Source organism: Sphaerospermopsis sp. LEGE 08334 (genome assembly GCF_015207205.1).
Lineage (GTDB): Bacteria > Cyanobacteriota > Cyanobacteriia > Cyanobacteriales > Nostocaceae > Sphaerospermopsis.
Genome location: NZ_JADEXH010000015.1, coordinates 25,874 through 42,840, shown reverse-complemented (window position 1 = coordinate 42,840; position 16,967 = coordinate 25,874). Strand labels below are relative to the sequence as shown.

Sequence of the window (16,967 nt, the reverse complement as noted above, 5' to 3'; positions counted from 1 at the left end):
CCAACGCATTTGTTGGGTTTCATGCTTCAACCCAACCTACAAATCTATTAGGGTCAGACTGTGCATTTTTTTTCATCTTTCAGACATTTTTCAGTGTCTTCCGACGCTTTTTTCATAATACCTTCAACATCATCATCCTTTGTTTTAGTATCAAATGCTTTTTGGAGACTTTTTTGTAAAATCTTAGATACTTTCTCATATCTAGCAAGACGTGGACGTGAAACCCGTTTGTGCAACTTCACCATGTTGAAAAGTTTTGGATAATGACTATATCTAGAAACAATTAAGGGATCAAAAAACAAGTCTTCACGAGTAGGAACAGACCCATGGGACAAAGTAAAGAGTAACTGAGATTCACGACTAGTGAGAAATTTGACTGCTTTTATAGCTGCTTCTTGACGTTTTTTTCCTATATTCTTAGCAATTGCTAAACCCCATCCACCGTGACAACCTTTTCCACCAGGCACGGGTGCAATACCAACCCTGTCTTTAATATCTTGGAATTCAGCCCACGCAGCAGGCCAATTACGTAAAAAAACAGCGTTGCTCTCTTTAAAACTTTTGATAGCTTCTTGTTCATCCTGGAAGTCAGAGCGCGAAATTTTATCAGCCATAGTTTGTTTTAAAAATTTAACTGCCTTGATAGCTTTTGGTTCGCCTAATCCAGCTTTACCATTGTCTACCCAAAAACCACCATGAGCATGAAGGACTTCTACAAACATAGCTACTAATCCTTCTTCATTAGCTTGCCACAAGTAACCGTAATGATGTTTTTCCAAGTTTAAGGTTCCGACAGTTTCTATCAAGTTTTCAGGAGTAGTTGGTACTTTTTCCTTCCCTATCCCTAGTAACCTCTTATTGTAGTAAAGTACGCCTACATCAGTCCGAAAAGGAATACGATAAAGTTTAGGTGAAGTTTGATTGGAGTTGTTTTTTGGTGGATACTTGCCATGCTCAATTTCAGTATTAAGAAAATATTGCTCCTCTTCTTTAAAGTAGTCATCAAGAGGGAGAAGATACTTTTTATGTGCAAACTCAGGCAACCAAATAATGTCAGTGTAAACTAAGTCATAGTGTCCATCTTTTCCATTACAATTAGTGTTCTTAGTTTTTTCTGACCGTTTGAGACTGTTTGAATAGTTATATTTTAATTGTTCGGGTGTTAATTTTTCGGTTGTGGATTTCTGGTTTAGTTCAATTTTAATCTTACCCTCATTATCATGATTAAACTTTTTGGTTAAGTGTTCCCAATCTTCTATTTCGCCGTCAGGTACAGCAAAACATAGGGTAATTTCTTTCTGCGCCGATGACTGACAGGCATATAATGTTACACTCAAACCTAAAGCAACAGTAAACAATGGTACAGTCAACTTATGTGGTCTGGGTCTAATTCTCTGTAATAACCCTGATAACTGGTTTAAAAAATTGGGATTCTTCATAATCAAAATCAACGTATTAAAGCTAGAAAAATTGAAGTAAAAAGTAAAGTCTGGTTTTATCCAGGTTTTATATAGTAGATGATAACAACCTGCAAAATCCAGCAAAAAATTGTTATATTATGGTTTTTACCATGAAACCCTTTGAGTTTAACAAAACAAACCCGCAAAAAAAGGTATTGCCAAATCTTAAACATTACACAGGCATATTCCTGATTGTTTTACTCAGCATTATCTTATTTTCCGTGCCGCAAGCTTTATCAAACCAACCGGTAGTCCTGAATTTATTATTAACTGCTTCCGATGCCCAACCTTGGAAGCAAGGTATAATCAAAGACTTTGAAGCCAAAAATCCAGGGATTCGTATCAATTTAATCGAAGGTCCAAACGCTACAAATTTAGTGGAGGACCTATATACTTCAGCATTTATCTTAGGTGAATCCCCTTATGATTTGGTCAACATGGATGTTATTTGGACACCTAAGTTTGCTGCTGCTGGTTGGTTATTAGACTTGAGTAATGGACTTAGCGCAGAAGAGTTAGCCAAATTTTCGCCCACAGATATAGAAGCGGGACGTTACGAAGGAAAACTTTACAGAATTCCAATCCGAAGTGATTTAGGAGTCCTTTACTACCGGAAAGACCTACTAAATCAAGGGGGATTTGAACCACCAGAAAGCTTTACAGAGTTATTCAAAATTTCTAAGTCTTTAAAAGACCAAGGAAAAATTAATTGGGGATATCTTTGGCAGGGAAAGCAGTACGAAGGACTAGCTGCTATGTTTGTAGAAGTTTTGCAAGGTTTTGGTGGATTTTGGGTGAATCCTGAGAACTTGGAAGTGGGTTTAGATAAACCTGAGACATTAAAGGCGATCTCTTTTCTAAAAGATACCATTGAACAGGAAATTTCTCCACCTGGAACTACAACATATATGGAGGAGGATACAAGACGTATATTTCAAAGCGGTCAAGCGGCATTTTTACGCAGTTGGCCTTATGTTTGGCCTTTAGCCAATGGTGAAGATTCTCCCATTAAAGATAAAATTGGGATCAAACTTATGGTTGGTAGTCCTGGTAACATGGGAGGAACTTGTTTAGGTGGTTGGGGATTGGGAATCGCCAAATTTTCTAAACATCCTCAAGAAGCTTGGAAGGCAATTCAATACTTTACCAGTGAAGAAGTACAGCGCCAATTTATTTTGCAAGGGGGTTTTGTGCCAAGCAGACGCTCATTATTTACAGATCCAGAAATTGTCAGTAAATACCCTCATTATTCTCAGTTACTTAAAATAGCTGATAAAGCCGTTTTACGTCCACCCATTCCCCAGTATGCCCAAGTATCAGATATTTTACAGCGTTACCTTAGTGCTGCACTCACAAATCGGATGACCCCGGAAACAGCAATGGAAACTGCTGCTAATGAAACTCGAAGATTACTGGGGACTGAAGATTAACGATAAAAAAACTTTATGAGCTATGAATACCAAAGAAACCATCAGAAGTCAAGAACAACGAACAGCATGGATTTTGCTACTACCTGCCTTACTGTTGCTGCTATTTGTCTTTGGCTATCCAATAGTCCGAGCCTTTTGGTTAAGTTTTTTTACTCAAAACTTAGGAACGAAACTACAACCGGTCTTTTGTGGTTTTAGCAATTACCTGCGAATGGTGGGGGATGGTCGTTTTTGGGAAAGTTTCAGGACAACAACAGTATTCACTTTATCAACAGTGTTGTTAGAGTTACTGCTGGGATTGGGTATTGCCCTAGTCCTAAATAAGCAGTTTTTTGGCAGGGGTGGAGTACGAACAATAGCTATTCTACCTTGGGCTTTGCCCACCGCCCTCATAGGTATCGCTTGGGCTTGGATTTTTAATGACCAATTTGGAGTTGTTAATGATATTCTGTTACGGTTAGGTTTAATTCAAACTGGTATTAATTGGTTGGGAGAACCGACATTAGCAATGATAGCCGTGATAGTTGCAGATGTGTGGAAAACGACTCCATTTATTAGTATTTTGCTATTAGCTGGTTTGCAGTCAATTTCACCTGACTTGTATGAAGCTCATCTGATGGACGGTGCAACACCCTGGCAAAGTTTCTACCAGATTACCCTACCCCTATTGAGTCCGCAAATACTCATTGCTACCTTGTTTCGGTTTGCTCAGTCCTTTGGAGTTTTTGACTTGATTTCTGTTATGACTGGTGGAGGTCCAGGTGGTGCAACGGAAGTGGTATCACTGTATATCTACTCTACCGTGATGCGTTACTTAGATTTTGGATATGGAGCAGCTTTAGTTGTGGTGACATTTCTTTTGTTGATTACAGCAGTAGTTATTGCTAGTTTGTTACTGAAAAAATTTTCTGTAAAGGGCATTTAGTAAGTCTTATACTGTCACTGAGAAAAAATTTATGACTAGTCCCAAACTACAAACAAAAGTAAAAAATTCAGGCCAACAAATCTTAATTTGGGTACTTATTTCCCCAATAGTGGTTTTCTGTTTAGCTCCACTGATGTGGCAGATACTCACCTCATTTAAACTCAATCAAGATATTGCCAAAATTCCTACTGTTTATTTTCCTGCTCGAATTACTTTCAATCACTACATCGAATTATTTACTAGTCGTCCGTTTTGGCTTTATATATTGAATAGTGCTTTTGTCTCCATTGTTTCTACAGTTTTATCTTTGGTAGTGGGTGCGCCTGCGGCCTATGTCTTAGCAAGGTTGCATCCTTGGGGTAGCACAGCCATCATAGCAGCTATCTTGATTGTTACTTTATTCCCAGGAATTTTATTATTTTTGGGGCTTTTAGAAGTTATCAAGGGGTTACATCTAGGTAATAACTATTTATCGCTGATTATTCCTTATACAGCTATTAATTTACCATTAACGATTTTGGTATTACGCAGTTATTTCCAGCAATTACCAAAAGACTTGGAAGATGCTGCCAGAGTGGATGGCTACAATACTGTGCAAATGTTACTGCAAATACTACTACCATTGACAATTCCTGCTTTGGTAACAACTGGAATTATCACCTTTATTTTTGCCTGGAATGAGTTTATCTTTGCTCTGACATTTATTACTCGTGACGAGATGAAAACGATTCCTGTGGCAGTGGCACAATTAGGAGGTGCTACAGTATTTGAGATTCCTTATGGACCTATTGCTGCGGCTACGGTGGTTGGTACATTGCCCTTAGTTTTACTCCTTTTGTTCTTTCAGCGTCAGATCATTCAAGGTCTTACGGCTGGTGCTGTTAAGCAATAACAAAGGAAGAAGTAAGAATAGTCAAAAAATAACATCATTAATTAAAAGCAGAACAATGGTAAAACTGGAACTAAAAAACCTCAATAAAGCCTATAGTTCTAAAATTATTCCAGTTAAAAACATTAATTTAACTGTAAATGACAATGAATTTCTCACTTTATTAGGTCCGAGTGGTTGTGGTAAGTCAACGATACTACGAATGATTGCAGGGTTAGAGGAACCAACTAGCGGACAGATACTGCTTGGAGGTGAGAATATCACATTTAAACGTCCCGGCGATCGCAATATGGCGATGGTATTTCAAAGTTATGCCCTTTACCCACATATGACCGTATCTGAAAACTTAGCCTCTGGACTCAAGTTGAGAAAAACCCCTTCTGTTGAAATTCAGCGTCGCGTAACAGCAGTTTCAGAACTGTTGGGATTAGAGGAATTGCTACAGCGCAAACCCGGACAACTATCAGGGGGGCAAAGACAGAGAGTCGCTGTCGGTCGAGCTTTAGTGCGTCATGCTGAAGTTTACTTGCTGGATGAACCACTGAGTAACCTGGATGCAGTTCTGCGCGAACAAGTCCGTGCTGATATTAAACAAATATTTGCTTTCCAAAAAGCTCCGGTGGTCTACGTTACACACGATCAAACAGAAGCAATGACACTTTCAACCAAAGTGGCTGTGCTTAATCATGGTTTTGTCCAGCAACTCGACTCACCAGAACGCATATACAATGAGCCAGCCAATTTATTTGTAGCTGGATTTGTTGGTAGTCCAAAAATGAATTTGCTAACTTTATCATGTCAGGGACACTATGCAATGTTAGGTGATGCAAAAATACTGTTGCCAGATATACCAACAGTACCATCCAAAATTGTGTTAGGTATCCGTCCAGAACACATCAGGATTGCACAACCAGGGGATACACAGACTATTCAAGGCCGAGTGTATCTAGTTGAAAACTTAGGTATGTACAATTTAGTAAGTGTGCGTATTGATAATTATGAAGCAGAAGCTTTGACCGTGCGTGTTTTGTTAACTCCAGACGAGAAATTGAATCATGAACAGATGAGATTAACTTTGCTGTCTCAAAATCTTCACTGGTTTGATGTTCAATCTAGTAATCAGCTATTAAGCAGATAAATAGGGGTTGCTGAATAAAAGCAAAACCCAGATAGGGTTTGCTGAAAAAGTCTTTTCGTGGAGACAGTGAACTCTTAACAGGGAACAGGGAACAGTTTTAGCTATCCGTCATCCCCAAGATTTCTGATTTCTCAGACCCAAAATGCACACTTTTGATGCTATACCCTTCAAACCCACATTCCGCACCCCCCAGTGTCACAATCGGTAATTTCGGATTTTTTAACCAAGTTGAGGAGAATTTTGATCCAAAATGTTCTAAATCTTAGATCCTACCTTCCGCACCCCCCGGTGTCACAATCGGTTTTTTCGTAATTTCATTACGACTAAATGTTGTATTTTGTACCAAAGATAATGAATATTGGTAGGCGATCGCTAATTCTAAATCTCCAAACGACCAATTTTCGTTATGTGACAGTTTAGGGTGCGGAAGATGGGTTCAAAAACCTCGCATTTATTTTCCTTTTTATTAGGTTCAAACCTTTTATTTATCAAGGTTTCTGTTTTATTCAGCAAAACCCAGATAGAACCAAGGTTACAGGTGGTCAATGAGCTTGCGGTAATAGAGCTTGCGGAAGTGTCGAAATATTATGTTGCGTGCTTTGAGGGATTCTTCCTTTACTGTCAGTAATGATGGTATTGCTATCGTTACAGTTCGAGCTTTGTCAATCAATGCTCAGAATTGTTCAGCGTCAATGAATCAGTGGATGATTAACCCATATTACTAAATGTGTCTTTAAGAACAGAACGTGCTGCCAGATGATTGCGAGTAGAAGTCAAAATTTCTGCTTCTCTTTGTAAGCGAGCCGATGTATCTTGTAGTTCCAACAATGCTTGTTGTTCAGGAGCGACACCATAAAGATTACTAGCTACCCAGTAAGATAACTCGGTAGGTAAATCAGGTAAATCTTCTGGTAATTCGATATCTTTTTCGGTTAACTTAGCAGAAAGCCTGACAACATCCCTGAGTAGCTGTTCTACATCAGCTGCTAAAGGTCGCAAGTCCTGAGATGGGGGATGGTCTTCAATCCATTCTACCAAACCTACACGGTAAGGCTTTTCCCGTACATACTCTAAAACCCGAAATCTTTGCTGTCCCAAAGTTAACATTTCCATTCGATCATCTGGTAATCGCTGACAATGGATAATTTCCGCACAGCAACCGACGTTAGCGATAGTTCCTTTGATCGGATCGACCATTAAAACCCCAAACCTGCGATCGCCTGCCAAAATCGTGTTCATCATGATTCGGTAGCGAAATTCAAATATATGTAAAGGTAATGGTCTAGTGGGAAATAGAACCACTTCAGGTAACGGGAACAGAGGTAATTCACGGACGGCAATTTTAGAAGAAGATGTCATTGTTAGTTGAGTATAAATGAGTATAAATTTTTTTTATTGATTCTTAAAGTATATTATTCCCTACTTTCCCCGTACTTTGTTTATATTTTATCATTTGTTTTATCGCTATTGAAAAACCCTAAGAAAATTTCTCTTAGGGCTGGGTTAATATTCATACCTAAAAATATTCCATGTAGATTTTCAGTTATCAGTTGGAAAAGGCAACAGGCAAAAGGAAAAAGAAGACTAATATTGATCTCTCTTCCCTATTCCCTATTCCCTATTCCCTATTCCCTATTCTCTATTTCCTGTTCTCATTAAAGTTTGACTTCGATATCTACACCAGATGGTAAATCCAACTTCATCAGCGCATCAATAGTTTTAGAAGAAGGCTGGTAAATATCAATAATCCGACGATGGGTGCGGGTTTCAAAATGCTCACGGGAATCTTTATCTACGTGAGGTGAGCGCAGCACGCAATATATCTTCCGTTTTGTGGGTAAAGGAATCGGTCCGATAGCTGTAGCGTTAGTACGGTTAGCTGTATCTACAATCTTCTCGCAAGATGTATCCAATAAACGTCGGTCAAAAGCCTGTAAGCGAATTCTAATCTTCTGCTGCTGTAAAGTTGCCATCTTTAGTTTTCCAGGTTCTGTGAATTTTAGATTTTAGATTTTAGATTTTAGATTTTAGATTTTAGATTTTAGATTTGAGAAACAAACAAGAATCATAAATTAAAATCCAAAATTGCTAAAGGGAAGATAAAAGAGCAGAGACGTACTTTTCCAATCTCTGCTCTTAATTACAAAGACAAAAAGGTACTACTTGATGATTTTAGAAACGACACCAGCACCAATAGTCCGGCCACCTTCGCGAATCGCAAAGCGCATACCTTGTTCAATCGCGATCGCGTTGATTAGTTCCACTGTCATTTTGATGCGATCGCCTGGCATTACCATTTCTACGGCGCTACCATCATCAGATGTGTAGCTTTGAATAGTACCAGTTACATCAGTTGTCCGTACATAGAACTGAGGACGATAACCTGCGAAAAATGGTGTTTTCCGACCACCTTCTTTCTCAGTCAAAACGTAAACTTCACCTTCAAATTGAGTGTGAGGTGTAATTGAACCGGGTTTAGCGATTACCATACCGCGTTCAATATCTTCTTTTTTCATACCGCGCAGTAGTACACCGGCATTGTCTCCAGCTAGACCTTCCTCAAGGCTCTTCTTAAACATTTCAATCCCGGTTACAGCCGTACTCCGGGTATCTTTGAGTCCAATTAGCTCAACTGTATCGCCAACCTTAACTTTACCGCGTTCAATCCGGCCAGTAGCCACTGTACCACGACCTGTGATGGTGAATACGTCTTCTACTGCCATCAAGAAGGGTTTATCAACATCACGCTCAGGAGTGGGGATGTAGGAATCTACAGCATCCATCAATTCGTAGATTTTATCTACCCAGGGATTTTCTCCTTTTTGGAGTTTAGGATTCTTAGTCATTGCTTCCAAAGCTTGTAGACCAGACCCTTTGATAATGGGGATGTCATCACCGGGGAAATCGTAGCTAGTAAGTAGTTCCCGCAGTTCCAGTTCTACTAATTCCAGAAGTTCTTCGTCATCCATCAAATCTTCTTTGTTCAAGAAGACAACCAAGCTGGGAACACCCACCTGTTTTGCCAACAGGATGTGTTCACGAGTTTGGGGCATAGGACCGTCCGTAGCAGCAACTACGAGGATACCACCGTCCATTTGTGCCGCACCAGTGATCATGTTTTTCACATAGTCAGCGTGTCCGGGGCAGTCTACGTGAGCATAGTGCCGAGATTCGGTTTCATACTCAACGTGAGCGGTGTTGATTGTAATACCCCGTGCCTTTTCTTCGGGTGCGTTGTCAATTTGGTCGTAACCCTTAGCTGTAGCCTGACCCATAGCTGCCAAGGTCATGGTAATGGCTGCTGTTAAAGTAGTTTTGCCGTGGTCAACGTGGCCAACAGTACCGATATTAACGTGAGGTTTTTTTCTTTCAAACTTTTCGCGTGCCATGTATACTCGTTTCCTTTTTTAATTATGCGTTCCCTTTGCTTTTGGCGATGATAGTTTCAGCCACACTGCGAGGCACCTCTTCATAGTGGCTGAATTCCATCGTAAATATACCTCGGCCTTGGGTTTTAGACCGGATATCTGTGGCGTAACCAAACATTGTCGCTAGTGGAACTTTGGATGTCACCTTAGCGATTCCCTGTTCAGTGATTTGGTTTTCAATCTGTCCTCTACGGGAGATTAAGTCACCTATGACAGTTCCCATAAAGTCTTCGGGAACTTCTACTGCAACTTTCATCATAGGCTCTAAGAGGACTGGTGAAGCTTTCAGCACTGCCTCTTTCATCGCCATTGAACCGGCAATTTTGAAAGCCATTTCCGAAGAGTCTACATCGTGGTAGGAGCCGTGAACTAACGTTGCTTTCACGTCAATTAGTGGATATCCAGCTAAAATACCAGATTCGCAGCTTTCTTTCATACCCTGCTCTGCGGGGCCTATATACTCTTTAGGTACTACGCCACCGACAATTTTAGAGACGAATTCAAAGCCAGTACCTGGGTCTCCTGGTTCTAAATTGATCACAACGTGACCGTATTGACCTTTACCACCACTTTGACGGATGAATTTGCCTTCTACGTTGGTAACTGTTTTCCGAATGGTTTCGCGGTAAGCTACCTGTGGCGCACCAACATTCGCTTCTACCTTGAATTCCCGTAACATCCGGTCCACTAGAATTTCCAGGTGTAACTCTCCCATCCCCGCAATCACGGTTTGGTTAGTTTCTGGATCAACACTGACACGGAAGGTAGGATCTTCTTCTGACAAAGATTGTAGTGCCTTTGACAGCTTATCCATGTCGTTCTTGGTTTTGGGTTCAACCGCTACGGAGATCACAGGCTCAGGAATGAACAGGGATTCCAGAATAACTGGTGATCCTTCATCACATAAAGTGTCACCCGTCAAGGTGTCTTTTAGTCCCAAAGCTGCACCTAAGTCACCTGCACGCAGTTCTTCGACATCTTGTCGTTCATCTGCTTTCATCAGCACTAGGCGGGAAATCCGTTCTTTCTTGTCTTTACTGGCGTTCAGGACGTAGCTGCCTTTTTTCAATACACCAGAATAAACACGCACAAAGGTGAGGCGACCGTAGGGGTCAGCCATGATCTTGAATGCTAGAGCAGCTAGAGGTTCGCTGTCATCAGCCCGGCGCTCCACTGTCTCGCCATTTGGCAATAAGCCTTGAATTGGTGGTACTTCAATTGGTGCTGGCAGGTAATCTACAACTGCATCTAGCATCAACTGCACACCTTTATTTTTAAAGGCTGAACCACAAAGCACGGGTACAATTTTTCCCTCAATTGTACCTTTACGCAGGGCTGTACGGATTTCTTCTTCTGTAAGTTCTTCGCCCTCGAAGTACTTAGTCATCAGATCATCACTAGTTTCTGCTACCGCTTCTATTAACTTAGTGCGGTATTCTGCTACCTGTTCTTGTAGTTCAGCCGGAATTTCTGTTTCTTGAATATCGGTTCCTTGGTCGTTGGTGTAAATGTATGCACACATCCGCACCAAGTCAATGATGCCTTTAAAATCACTTTCGCTACCGATGGGCAATTGAATGGCGATCGCATTTGCTCTCAGGCGATCGCGCATTTGCTCATGAACTCTATAAAAGTTCGCTCCTGTGCGATCCATCTTGTTGATGAAGGCAATGCGAGGTACTTTGTAGCGGTCAGCTTGCCGCCATACTGTCTCAGACTGCGGTTGAACACCACCAACGGAACAAAAGACAGCGATTACACCATCTAACACCCGCATGGAACGTTCAACTTCAATTGTGAAGTCCACGTGACCGGGAGTGTCAATAATGTTAATTTGATGATCTTTCCAGCTGGTACTAATCGCAGCGGCAGTAATGGTAATTCCTCGCTCCCGCTCCTGATCCATCCAGTCTGTTACAGCAGTTCCTTCGTGAACTTCACCAATTTTATGAATTATCCCAGAGTAAAATAATATTCTCTCTGTTGTTGTCGTTTTTCCCGCATCTATATGCGCCGCAATACCGATATTGCGTACTTTCTCTAGCGGGTTTGTGCGTGCCACAGTTACCTCCTATAATTTAGGACTCATGATATCTTGTATATTACTCTTTGTTAAGATTCTATACTTTTACGGAAAACCGTCTTGGGCAGAAAGTTGCCGATATACCGCTGGTAATTAGGCGATATATCGTTGCTCCACTTAGTAACGGTAGTGTGCAAATGCTTTGTTGGCTTCAGCCATGCGGTGAGTTTCTTCACGTTTGCGAATGGAACTGCCTGTTTCGTTAGCTGCGTCCATTAACTCATTTGCTAGTCTACTAGCCATCGTACGACCTGGCCTAGACCTAGAAAATTGTACTAACCACCGCAGTGCTAGGGTAGTACCCCGATCAGAACGTACTTCCATTGGTACTTGATAAGTTGCACCACCTACTCTTCGAGCTTTGACCTCTACTAAAGGTGTGGCGTTGCGGACTGCTCTTTCAAATGTTTCCAGAGGATTGCCGCCTGTCCGTTCCTCAATAGTTTTTAAAGCATCATAAACAATTCTGGCAGCGAGAGATTTTTTGCCATGACGCATTATCCGTCGCATCATCATACTAACGAGGCGACTATTATACACTGAGTCAGGCGGAACAGGCCGCCTTTGACTAACACCACGACGAGACATACTTCATCCTTGAATTCGGAATTTGGCAACGAAATTATATGTTATCAGAACATAGAAATCTAAAAGCGGTGTAAGCAACCGCTTGAATTTCCTTGAGTTTTGGCTTTAGTTGCTTTTAAGCTCAACTCATTAGTTTTTTTACCCATACAAAAAAGCTAACTAATGCTAACAAGCCTTGCTGCTTTTTCTTCCTGCTTCATCAGTTCGACTACGCTCACTGAAATCCTAGAAGTGTCGGCACTGTCCAGTCCACAGGCTATCAGATTGGGTGTATCTCACCCTAATATTGAGTATTTAGGCTTGGTTATCACCTAAAATACCTATCAATAATGGCCTTTTTTCGGGTCTTCAAGTCTCAAGTTTTTCTGTTCATGAGCAGACGTAAATCTTGAGCAAATGTGATCATTTGTTAGCTTTCGTTAGTAAAACACTAACCTGCTGTTAACTCTATACCAGAAACAGAAGGCGACAACACTATCAACTCTAATATTTACATTAAAGTGTTGCCATTGCTTACAGTATTCTGCTTTTAAACTCTTACACTTGCTCGCTTAGTGCAAGTTATAGCTTAATTTCTTAAACAAGAATACACCGCTAGATTCTGTGCTTTATGGGGGCTGAAATTAGACGATTAATCGTTATTCATGCGATTAATCGCCTATTTCCTATTTTTTCGCTTCTTTTGGGCGCTTAGTTCCATATTTGGAACGTCCTTGTTTCCGGTCTTTAACTCCGGCTGTATCTAAGGTTCCACGAATAATGTGGTATCTCACGCCTGGTAAGTCTTTTACCCGACCACCACGAATCATCACAACAGAGTGTTCTTGCAAGTTATGGCCAATACCTGGAATGTAAGCTGTGACTTCAAATCCAGAAGTTAATCTGACCCTTGCTACTTTGCGGAGGGCTGAGTTTGGTTTTTTAGGGGTAGTCGTATATACTCTGGTGCATACTCCTCGACGTTGAGGACATTGTTTCAGAGCAGGAGACTTGGTTTTTTGACGCGCTAGTTCGCGTTCACTACGGATTAGCTGCTGTATTGTTGGCATGAGTGACAGCGCGTTAAGCTGGTTATGTTCTATTTTAACAAATCCTGATTATAGCGTTTTTTTTGTTTTTACGTCAATTATTTTTTAGGAGTTCAGGAGTTCAGGAGGCAGGGGAAGCAGGGGGAAAATATTTATCTTTTATCTTTTATCTTTTATCTCTTGCCTTTTGCCTTTTGCCTTTTGCCTTTTGCCTTTTGCCTTCTGTTACCTGTTACCTGTTACCTGTTCCCTGTTCCCTATTCCCTATGCAATAGAAAAAGAATTACCACAGCTACAGGTAGAAATGGCTATGGGGTTGTAGAAGCGAAAACCTCCACCCATAAGATCCTCTGAATAGTCCAGGGTCAAACCGTTAATATATTTTATGCTTTCTTTGTCTATGACTAATTGAATATTGTTAACGTCAAAAACCTGATCTTCAACTTTAACCGCTTCATCAAAGGAAATATCGTATAACCAACCCGAACAGCCACCTGGTTTCACCTGCAAGCGAAACAAGATATTTGGCTGTTGTTTGGATTTTAATCGCTCCATCTCATTGGTAGCTGCTGGACTTAATTGAATCATGGAATTTTTGTAGCAATCAGAAAATCCATATTCAATATTACAGGAGTTCAGGAGGCAGGGGAGCAGGGGGGCAGGGGGAAGTTAATAACCCAATGCCCAGTCACCAGTCACCAGTCACCAGTCACCAGTCACCAATCACCAATCACTTATCACTACGAGCGTAGTCATCTTGGTAGCGAATAATATCATCTTCTCCTAAATATTCGCCGTTTTGAACTTCTATCAAAACCAAGGGAATAACACCCGGATTTTCTAAACGATGAACTGTACATTGTGGTACGTAGGTTGATTGATTGTTACTGAGTAAAATTTCACTCTCACCACACACGACTTTAGCAGTACCGGAAACAACTATCCAGTGTTCACTGCGGTGATGGTGCATTTGCAAACTGAGGCGATGTCCTGGTTTAACTTCAATACGTTTAATTTTATAACCTTTACCTTCTTCTAAAACTGTAAACGAACCCCAAGGACGCATTTCACTGGCTGCTATGCCTTTTGTGCTAATGCTTGCACTTAAAGACAGTGTATTATTTGTGACTTTTTCATTAAGTTGAGCCATAATGACCTCGTTGTACAATGTACAAAATTTTAAGATTCTTAATATTTAGTGAAAAAATTTAATGAACTTTTTAAGAAATAAAATTAATCCATTAATTTCACTGTTATTACCATAGCAAAGATAACTCCGATCAAGTACCCCTTAATTATTCAAAATCAGCTTTCTACATTAATTCTTCATGAATGAAATATTAACTTATTCTCAACTTTAAATAGGGCTTGCTGAAAAAGTTATCTGTGAGGGGACAGTAGTAGGGCTAATGTCACGCTTCGCTATCAAGAAGTCAGGAGTTCAAGGAGTATGGCTATGCCACGCTGCGCGAACAAGGAGTTTTTTTGATTTGGAAATTAATTGTGCAAACACTAACAAAGTGCAAGCTTTCTGAGGCTCACAGTACCTAAAACCTTGCACAATTTTAATTTTAATCATCCTCAATCCATTGATTTATCTAGGTTTTACATTTATTCAGCAAGCCCTATGTAAATGCAAAACTTAATAAGCTGTTATACAGCTAAATTGTATAATCCTAATATTCTGAACTCTTGTGGAACAGGCAAGATGCCTGTTCCAGTTATACAAATTAAATGCACAACAGCTTAATATCTATTCAGAAATATTATTGAAAATTTTGCATTTTTTACGTGGGATTGACCGTTTACCTAGGGTTAATAAAGATACCTATACCGTTATGAACACGGGCGGCTGTATTTGGTGAACGGTCAAGTAATTGTCCTCCCAAATATAAACTTGTGGAACTGCCTCCGTCGAGGTTGAGGGCGTTAACACAACCCATGACCTGCATTAATTGGGCGTGTTCTGCTAGGGTGGGTCCGTGTCCTCCGGCGCGGTTGTGGACTGCTGCTATGATTAAATTACCTGTACTGGTGGTACAAATGGCACTGCGGGCAGCTCTTTCGATGATAAAGGCGTTGCTAAATTTTTCGCTTTGAGCATCGAGGACTATTTGGCGGTTTTGGATTAAAAGCGGACCTGCGCCGATAATATGGGGATAACGGTTATATTCAGCAGGTGTGGTGGAACTGGTGAGATTAACCTTTGTACCTACAGGTAATTGTGCAGCATTGGTGGTAGCAGTACCCCGTAAGGTGAGGATGTAGCCGTCTCTGGGGATGGTAACAGATGTGACACCTGCTTTTCCTACTCGTGTTTGGTTGGTGATTTGGTTATTTTGAACTGTGAGGATAATTTCGTTATCTAGTAAGGGTGTATAAGTTTGTCCCCAGGTGGGTGTATAACGAGCGATGCCGTTTTGTACGTAGGCACTGTTAAGAAAGAGTATGGGTAGGGTTTGGTTATTACTGGTGTTTAAAGTTTCGTTTAAAGTGAGACGACCAAAATAAAATTCTCCGTTGTTATTCCAGGCGATCGCACCTCTGTTAAGAATAGGTCCTGATAACCATTGATTGTCTCTTTTAACTGCCCCTAGTGGTAATTTATTATTGCGGTTAAAATAACCACCATTAATTCCTGCTACCGCTAAATCCCGTGGTGCTGTTTGGATTAAGGGCGCTATACCTGTTTGACTGTCCAAACTGGAAGTTATTGGTTTTAAAGTTAACCCAGATTGACGGGGATTAATTTCTAGCCAAACGACGGGAAACCTATCTTTACCAACATTTATAAATTTTTGTTGCCAGCGTAATCCCTGAGTCCATGTGATATCTTTTGCTACTAAAGCATCGGGGATAATATCAACGACTAAACGATTTGGGTTAGCTAAGGTAGTAATGCGGGGAGATGAACCAAAGGGAACACTGAGAGTAATCCTAGTTTGATTATTAGTTTGATTATTTACTGTTTCTACTTTTTGGATCAGTGCGTCCGGGTCTGGTGTGGTTGGTAGTTGTTTTGTTTGGTCTGGTGGTGTAGTTGGGGGTTGGGGTGGATAACGTTGAATTAAGCTATTATCAGCCATACTATCTAGGGTGATGATCCATTCTCGGTTGGGTGGTCCTGGAGGTGTAGAACTGAGATTTTTGGGATCTGCTGATTTTCTAATTATTTGACCTGGTGCAGCTTTCCAAGGTGTGGGACGATCTAAATCAAAGACTAGGCGATCGCCTGTAGGTCTTTTCCCCTGACGAATATTATTGATTTTCGCAGGAGGGGTAGAAATTACTAGCTGATTTCCGTTAACTTGGATTTGCCAGCCGTTAGTTTGGGCAAAATTAGAAATATCTAAATAACGATATCCAGGAGAAAATTTAGCTTTGAGGGTAGTAGATGATTGAGAAAACCAGTCTATTGGTTGTAATTCAGGATTCGTGGTATTTAATAAATCTATTCCTATTAATTGTCTAAGTGCGCCATCACTGACATAAGTTACAGTTCCAGATGTTCCTGGTTGTTGTATCCAAGCACCTGGTAAAGTTTTACCATTGAGAAAAATTTGATTACCTGATGATGGTGTTGGTAGTTGAGAAATCATCAGGGGGAGAGATTGAGAAGTGATGGGAGGTTGTTTGGCGTTAGTACCATCGGTAGCAATCAAACTTATTGCTGTTACTAGCATTGAAGATATAGAGTAGCGGAAAAACCGTAGCTTGTTAATTTCAATCATGAGCATTTTTACTATTTTAGGGGAATAGGGAATAGGGAATAGGGAACAGGTAAATAAGTTTCATCCCAGTCCCCAGTCCCCAATTATCAGGGAATCTTAAAAAATTGTAATTTTCTTGGTCAATAAAGGTGATAATATGTATGTTCCCTATCTATACTATTGAAAAACCCAGTCACTAATCATTCTGCTAATCATCACGCTAAAATTACCAACACCCAAAGTTCTCAATAATACATACAAATTAGATATTGCTAGAACTTCTCAGAA

14 protein-coding genes are annotated in these 16,967 nt (G+C 40.5%); 4 read left to right on the top strand and 10 right to left on the bottom strand.

Going from position 1 to position 16,967, the window contains the following annotated elements:
* Positions 1-53: 53 nt before the first annotated feature.
* Positions 54-1,544, bottom strand: a complete 1,491-nt coding sequence (locus tag IQ237_RS10530) for an extracellular solute-binding protein (RefSeq protein ID WP_194054821.1) — start codon at positions 1,542-1,544, stop codon at positions 54-56.
* 14 nt (positions 1,545-1,558) lie between these two features.
* Between IQ237_RS10530 and IQ237_RS10525 the strand changes: the two genes are divergently transcribed.
* From IQ237_RS10525 to IQ237_RS10510, 4 genes are read left to right on the top strand one after another with little or no spacing between them, the layout of a single operon-like run.
* The gene (locus tag IQ237_RS10525; RefSeq protein WP_228019991.1) at positions 1,559-2,890 is read left to right on the top strand and encodes an ABC transporter substrate-binding protein; all 1,332 of its coding nucleotides are present in this window, start codon (positions 1,559-1,561) and stop codon (positions 2,888-2,890) included.
* Positions 2,891-2,912: 22 nt separating this feature from the next.
* Positions 2,913-3,815, top strand: a complete 903-nt coding sequence (locus tag IQ237_RS10520) for a carbohydrate ABC transporter permease (RefSeq protein WP_194054819.1) — start codon at positions 2,913-2,915, stop codon at positions 3,813-3,815.
* A gap of 31 nt (positions 3,816-3,846) precedes the next feature.
* Positions 3,847-4,707: a carbohydrate ABC transporter permease gene (locus tag IQ237_RS10515; protein WP_194054818.1), complete on the top strand. Its 861-nt coding sequence runs from the start codon at positions 3,847-3,849 to the stop codon at positions 4,705-4,707.
* A 55-nt stretch (positions 4,708-4,762) separates the two neighbouring features.
* Complete coding sequence (locus IQ237_RS10510; protein WP_194054816.1) at positions 4,763-5,842, top strand: ABC transporter ATP-binding protein; 1,080 nt, start codon at positions 4,763-4,765, stop codon at positions 5,840-5,842.
* Positions 5,843-6,550: 708 nt separating this feature from the next.
* Here the strand turns inward: IQ237_RS10510 and IQ237_RS10505 are convergent.
* The 9 genes from IQ237_RS10505 to IQ237_RS10465 all read right to left on the bottom strand — a co-directional run bounded on the left by IQ237_RS10505 (position 6,551) and on the right by IQ237_RS10465 (position 16,706).
* On the bottom strand, positions 6,551-7,201 hold the full coding sequence (locus IQ237_RS10505) for an LON peptidase substrate-binding domain-containing protein (RefSeq protein ID WP_194054814.1): 651 nt from the start codon (positions 7,199-7,201) through the stop codon (positions 6,551-6,553).
* Positions 7,202-7,497: 296 nt separating this feature from the next.
* Positions 7,498-7,815 carry a 30S ribosomal protein S10 gene (rpsJ, locus tag IQ237_RS10500; RefSeq protein WP_010998474.1) on the bottom strand — a complete coding sequence of 106 codons (318 nt, stop codon included), beginning with the start codon at positions 7,813-7,815 and terminating at the stop codon, positions 7,498-7,500.
* 186 nt (positions 7,816-8,001) lie between these two features.
* Entirely contained in the window at positions 8,002-9,231 is a 1,230-nt protein-coding gene (tuf, locus tag IQ237_RS10495; RefSeq protein WP_194054811.1) for an elongation factor Tu, read from the bottom strand.
* 22 nt (positions 9,232-9,253) lie between these two features.
* Positions 9,254-11,332: an elongation factor G gene (gene fusA, locus IQ237_RS10490; RefSeq protein WP_096570165.1), complete on the bottom strand. Its 2,079-nt coding sequence runs from the start codon at positions 11,330-11,332 to the stop codon at positions 9,254-9,256.
* Positions 11,333-11,470: 138 nt separating this feature from the next.
* Complete coding sequence (gene rpsG, locus IQ237_RS10485; protein WP_194054809.1) at positions 11,471-11,941, bottom strand: 30S ribosomal protein S7; 471 nt, start codon at positions 11,939-11,941, stop codon at positions 11,471-11,473.
* 665 nt (positions 11,942-12,606) lie between these two features.
* Positions 12,607-12,990, bottom strand: a complete 384-nt coding sequence (rpsL, locus tag IQ237_RS10480) for a 30S ribosomal protein S12 (protein ID WP_096570169.1) — start codon at positions 12,988-12,990, stop codon at positions 12,607-12,609.
* 243 nt (positions 12,991-13,233) lie between these two features.
* The gene (locus IQ237_RS10475) at positions 13,234-13,557 is read right to left on the bottom strand and encodes an iron-sulfur cluster assembly accessory protein (protein WP_194054807.1); all 324 of its coding nucleotides are present in this window, start codon (positions 13,555-13,557) and stop codon (positions 13,234-13,236) included.
* A gap of 142 nt (positions 13,558-13,699) precedes the next feature.
* The gene (locus tag IQ237_RS10470; protein WP_194054805.1) at positions 13,700-14,119 is read right to left on the bottom strand and encodes a cupin domain-containing protein; all 420 of its coding nucleotides are present in this window, start codon (positions 14,117-14,119) and stop codon (positions 13,700-13,702) included.
* Between the two features lie 655 nt (positions 14,120-14,774).
* The gene (locus IQ237_RS10465; RefSeq protein WP_194054803.1) at positions 14,775-16,706 is read right to left on the bottom strand and encodes a phosphodiester glycosidase family protein; all 1,932 of its coding nucleotides are present in this window, start codon (positions 16,704-16,706) and stop codon (positions 14,775-14,777) included.
* Between the last annotated feature and the right edge of the window lie 261 nt (positions 16,707-16,967).

Excerpts from the sequence above, each read along its gene's own strand:
- IQ237_RS10465 (WP_194054803.1), bottom strand. The coding sequence starts at position 16,706 with ATGCTCATGATTGAAATTAACAAGCTACGGTTTTTCCGCTACTCTATA.
- rpsL (WP_096570169.1), bottom strand. The coding sequence starts at position 12,990 with ATGCCAACAATACAGCAGCTAATCCGTAGTGAACGCGAACTAGCGCGT.
- IQ237_RS10525 (WP_228019991.1), top strand. The coding sequence starts at position 1,559 with ATGGTTTTTACCATGAAACCCTTTGAGTTTAACAAAACAAACCCGCAA.
- IQ237_RS10520 (WP_194054819.1), top strand. The coding sequence starts at position 2,913 with ATGAATACCAAAGAAACCATCAGAAGTCAAGAACAACGAACAGCATGG.
- IQ237_RS10510 (WP_194054816.1), top strand. The coding sequence starts at position 4,763 with ATGGTAAAACTGGAACTAAAAAACCTCAATAAAGCCTATAGTTCTAAA.
- rpsG (WP_194054809.1), bottom strand. The coding sequence starts at position 11,941 with ATGTCTCGTCGTGGTGTTAGTCAAAGGCGGCCTGTTCCGCCTGACTCA.
- IQ237_RS10475 (WP_194054807.1), bottom strand. The coding sequence starts at position 13,557 with ATGATTCAATTAAGTCCAGCAGCTACCAATGAGATGGAGCGATTAAAA.
- IQ237_RS10505 (WP_194054814.1), bottom strand. The coding sequence starts at position 7,201 with ATGACATCTTCTTCTAAAATTGCCGTCCGTGAATTACCTCTGTTCCCG.
- IQ237_RS10515 (WP_194054818.1), top strand. The coding sequence starts at position 3,847 with ATGACTAGTCCCAAACTACAAACAAAAGTAAAAAATTCAGGCCAACAA.
- rpsJ (WP_010998474.1), bottom strand. The coding sequence starts at position 7,815 with ATGGCAACTTTACAGCAGCAGAAGATTAGAATTCGCTTACAGGCTTTT.
- IQ237_RS10470 (WP_194054805.1), bottom strand. The coding sequence starts at position 14,119 with ATGGCTCAACTTAATGAAAAAGTCACAAATAATACACTGTCTTTAAGT.
- tuf (WP_194054811.1), bottom strand. The coding sequence starts at position 9,231 with ATGGCACGCGAAAAGTTTGAAAGAAAAAAACCTCACGTTAATATCGGT.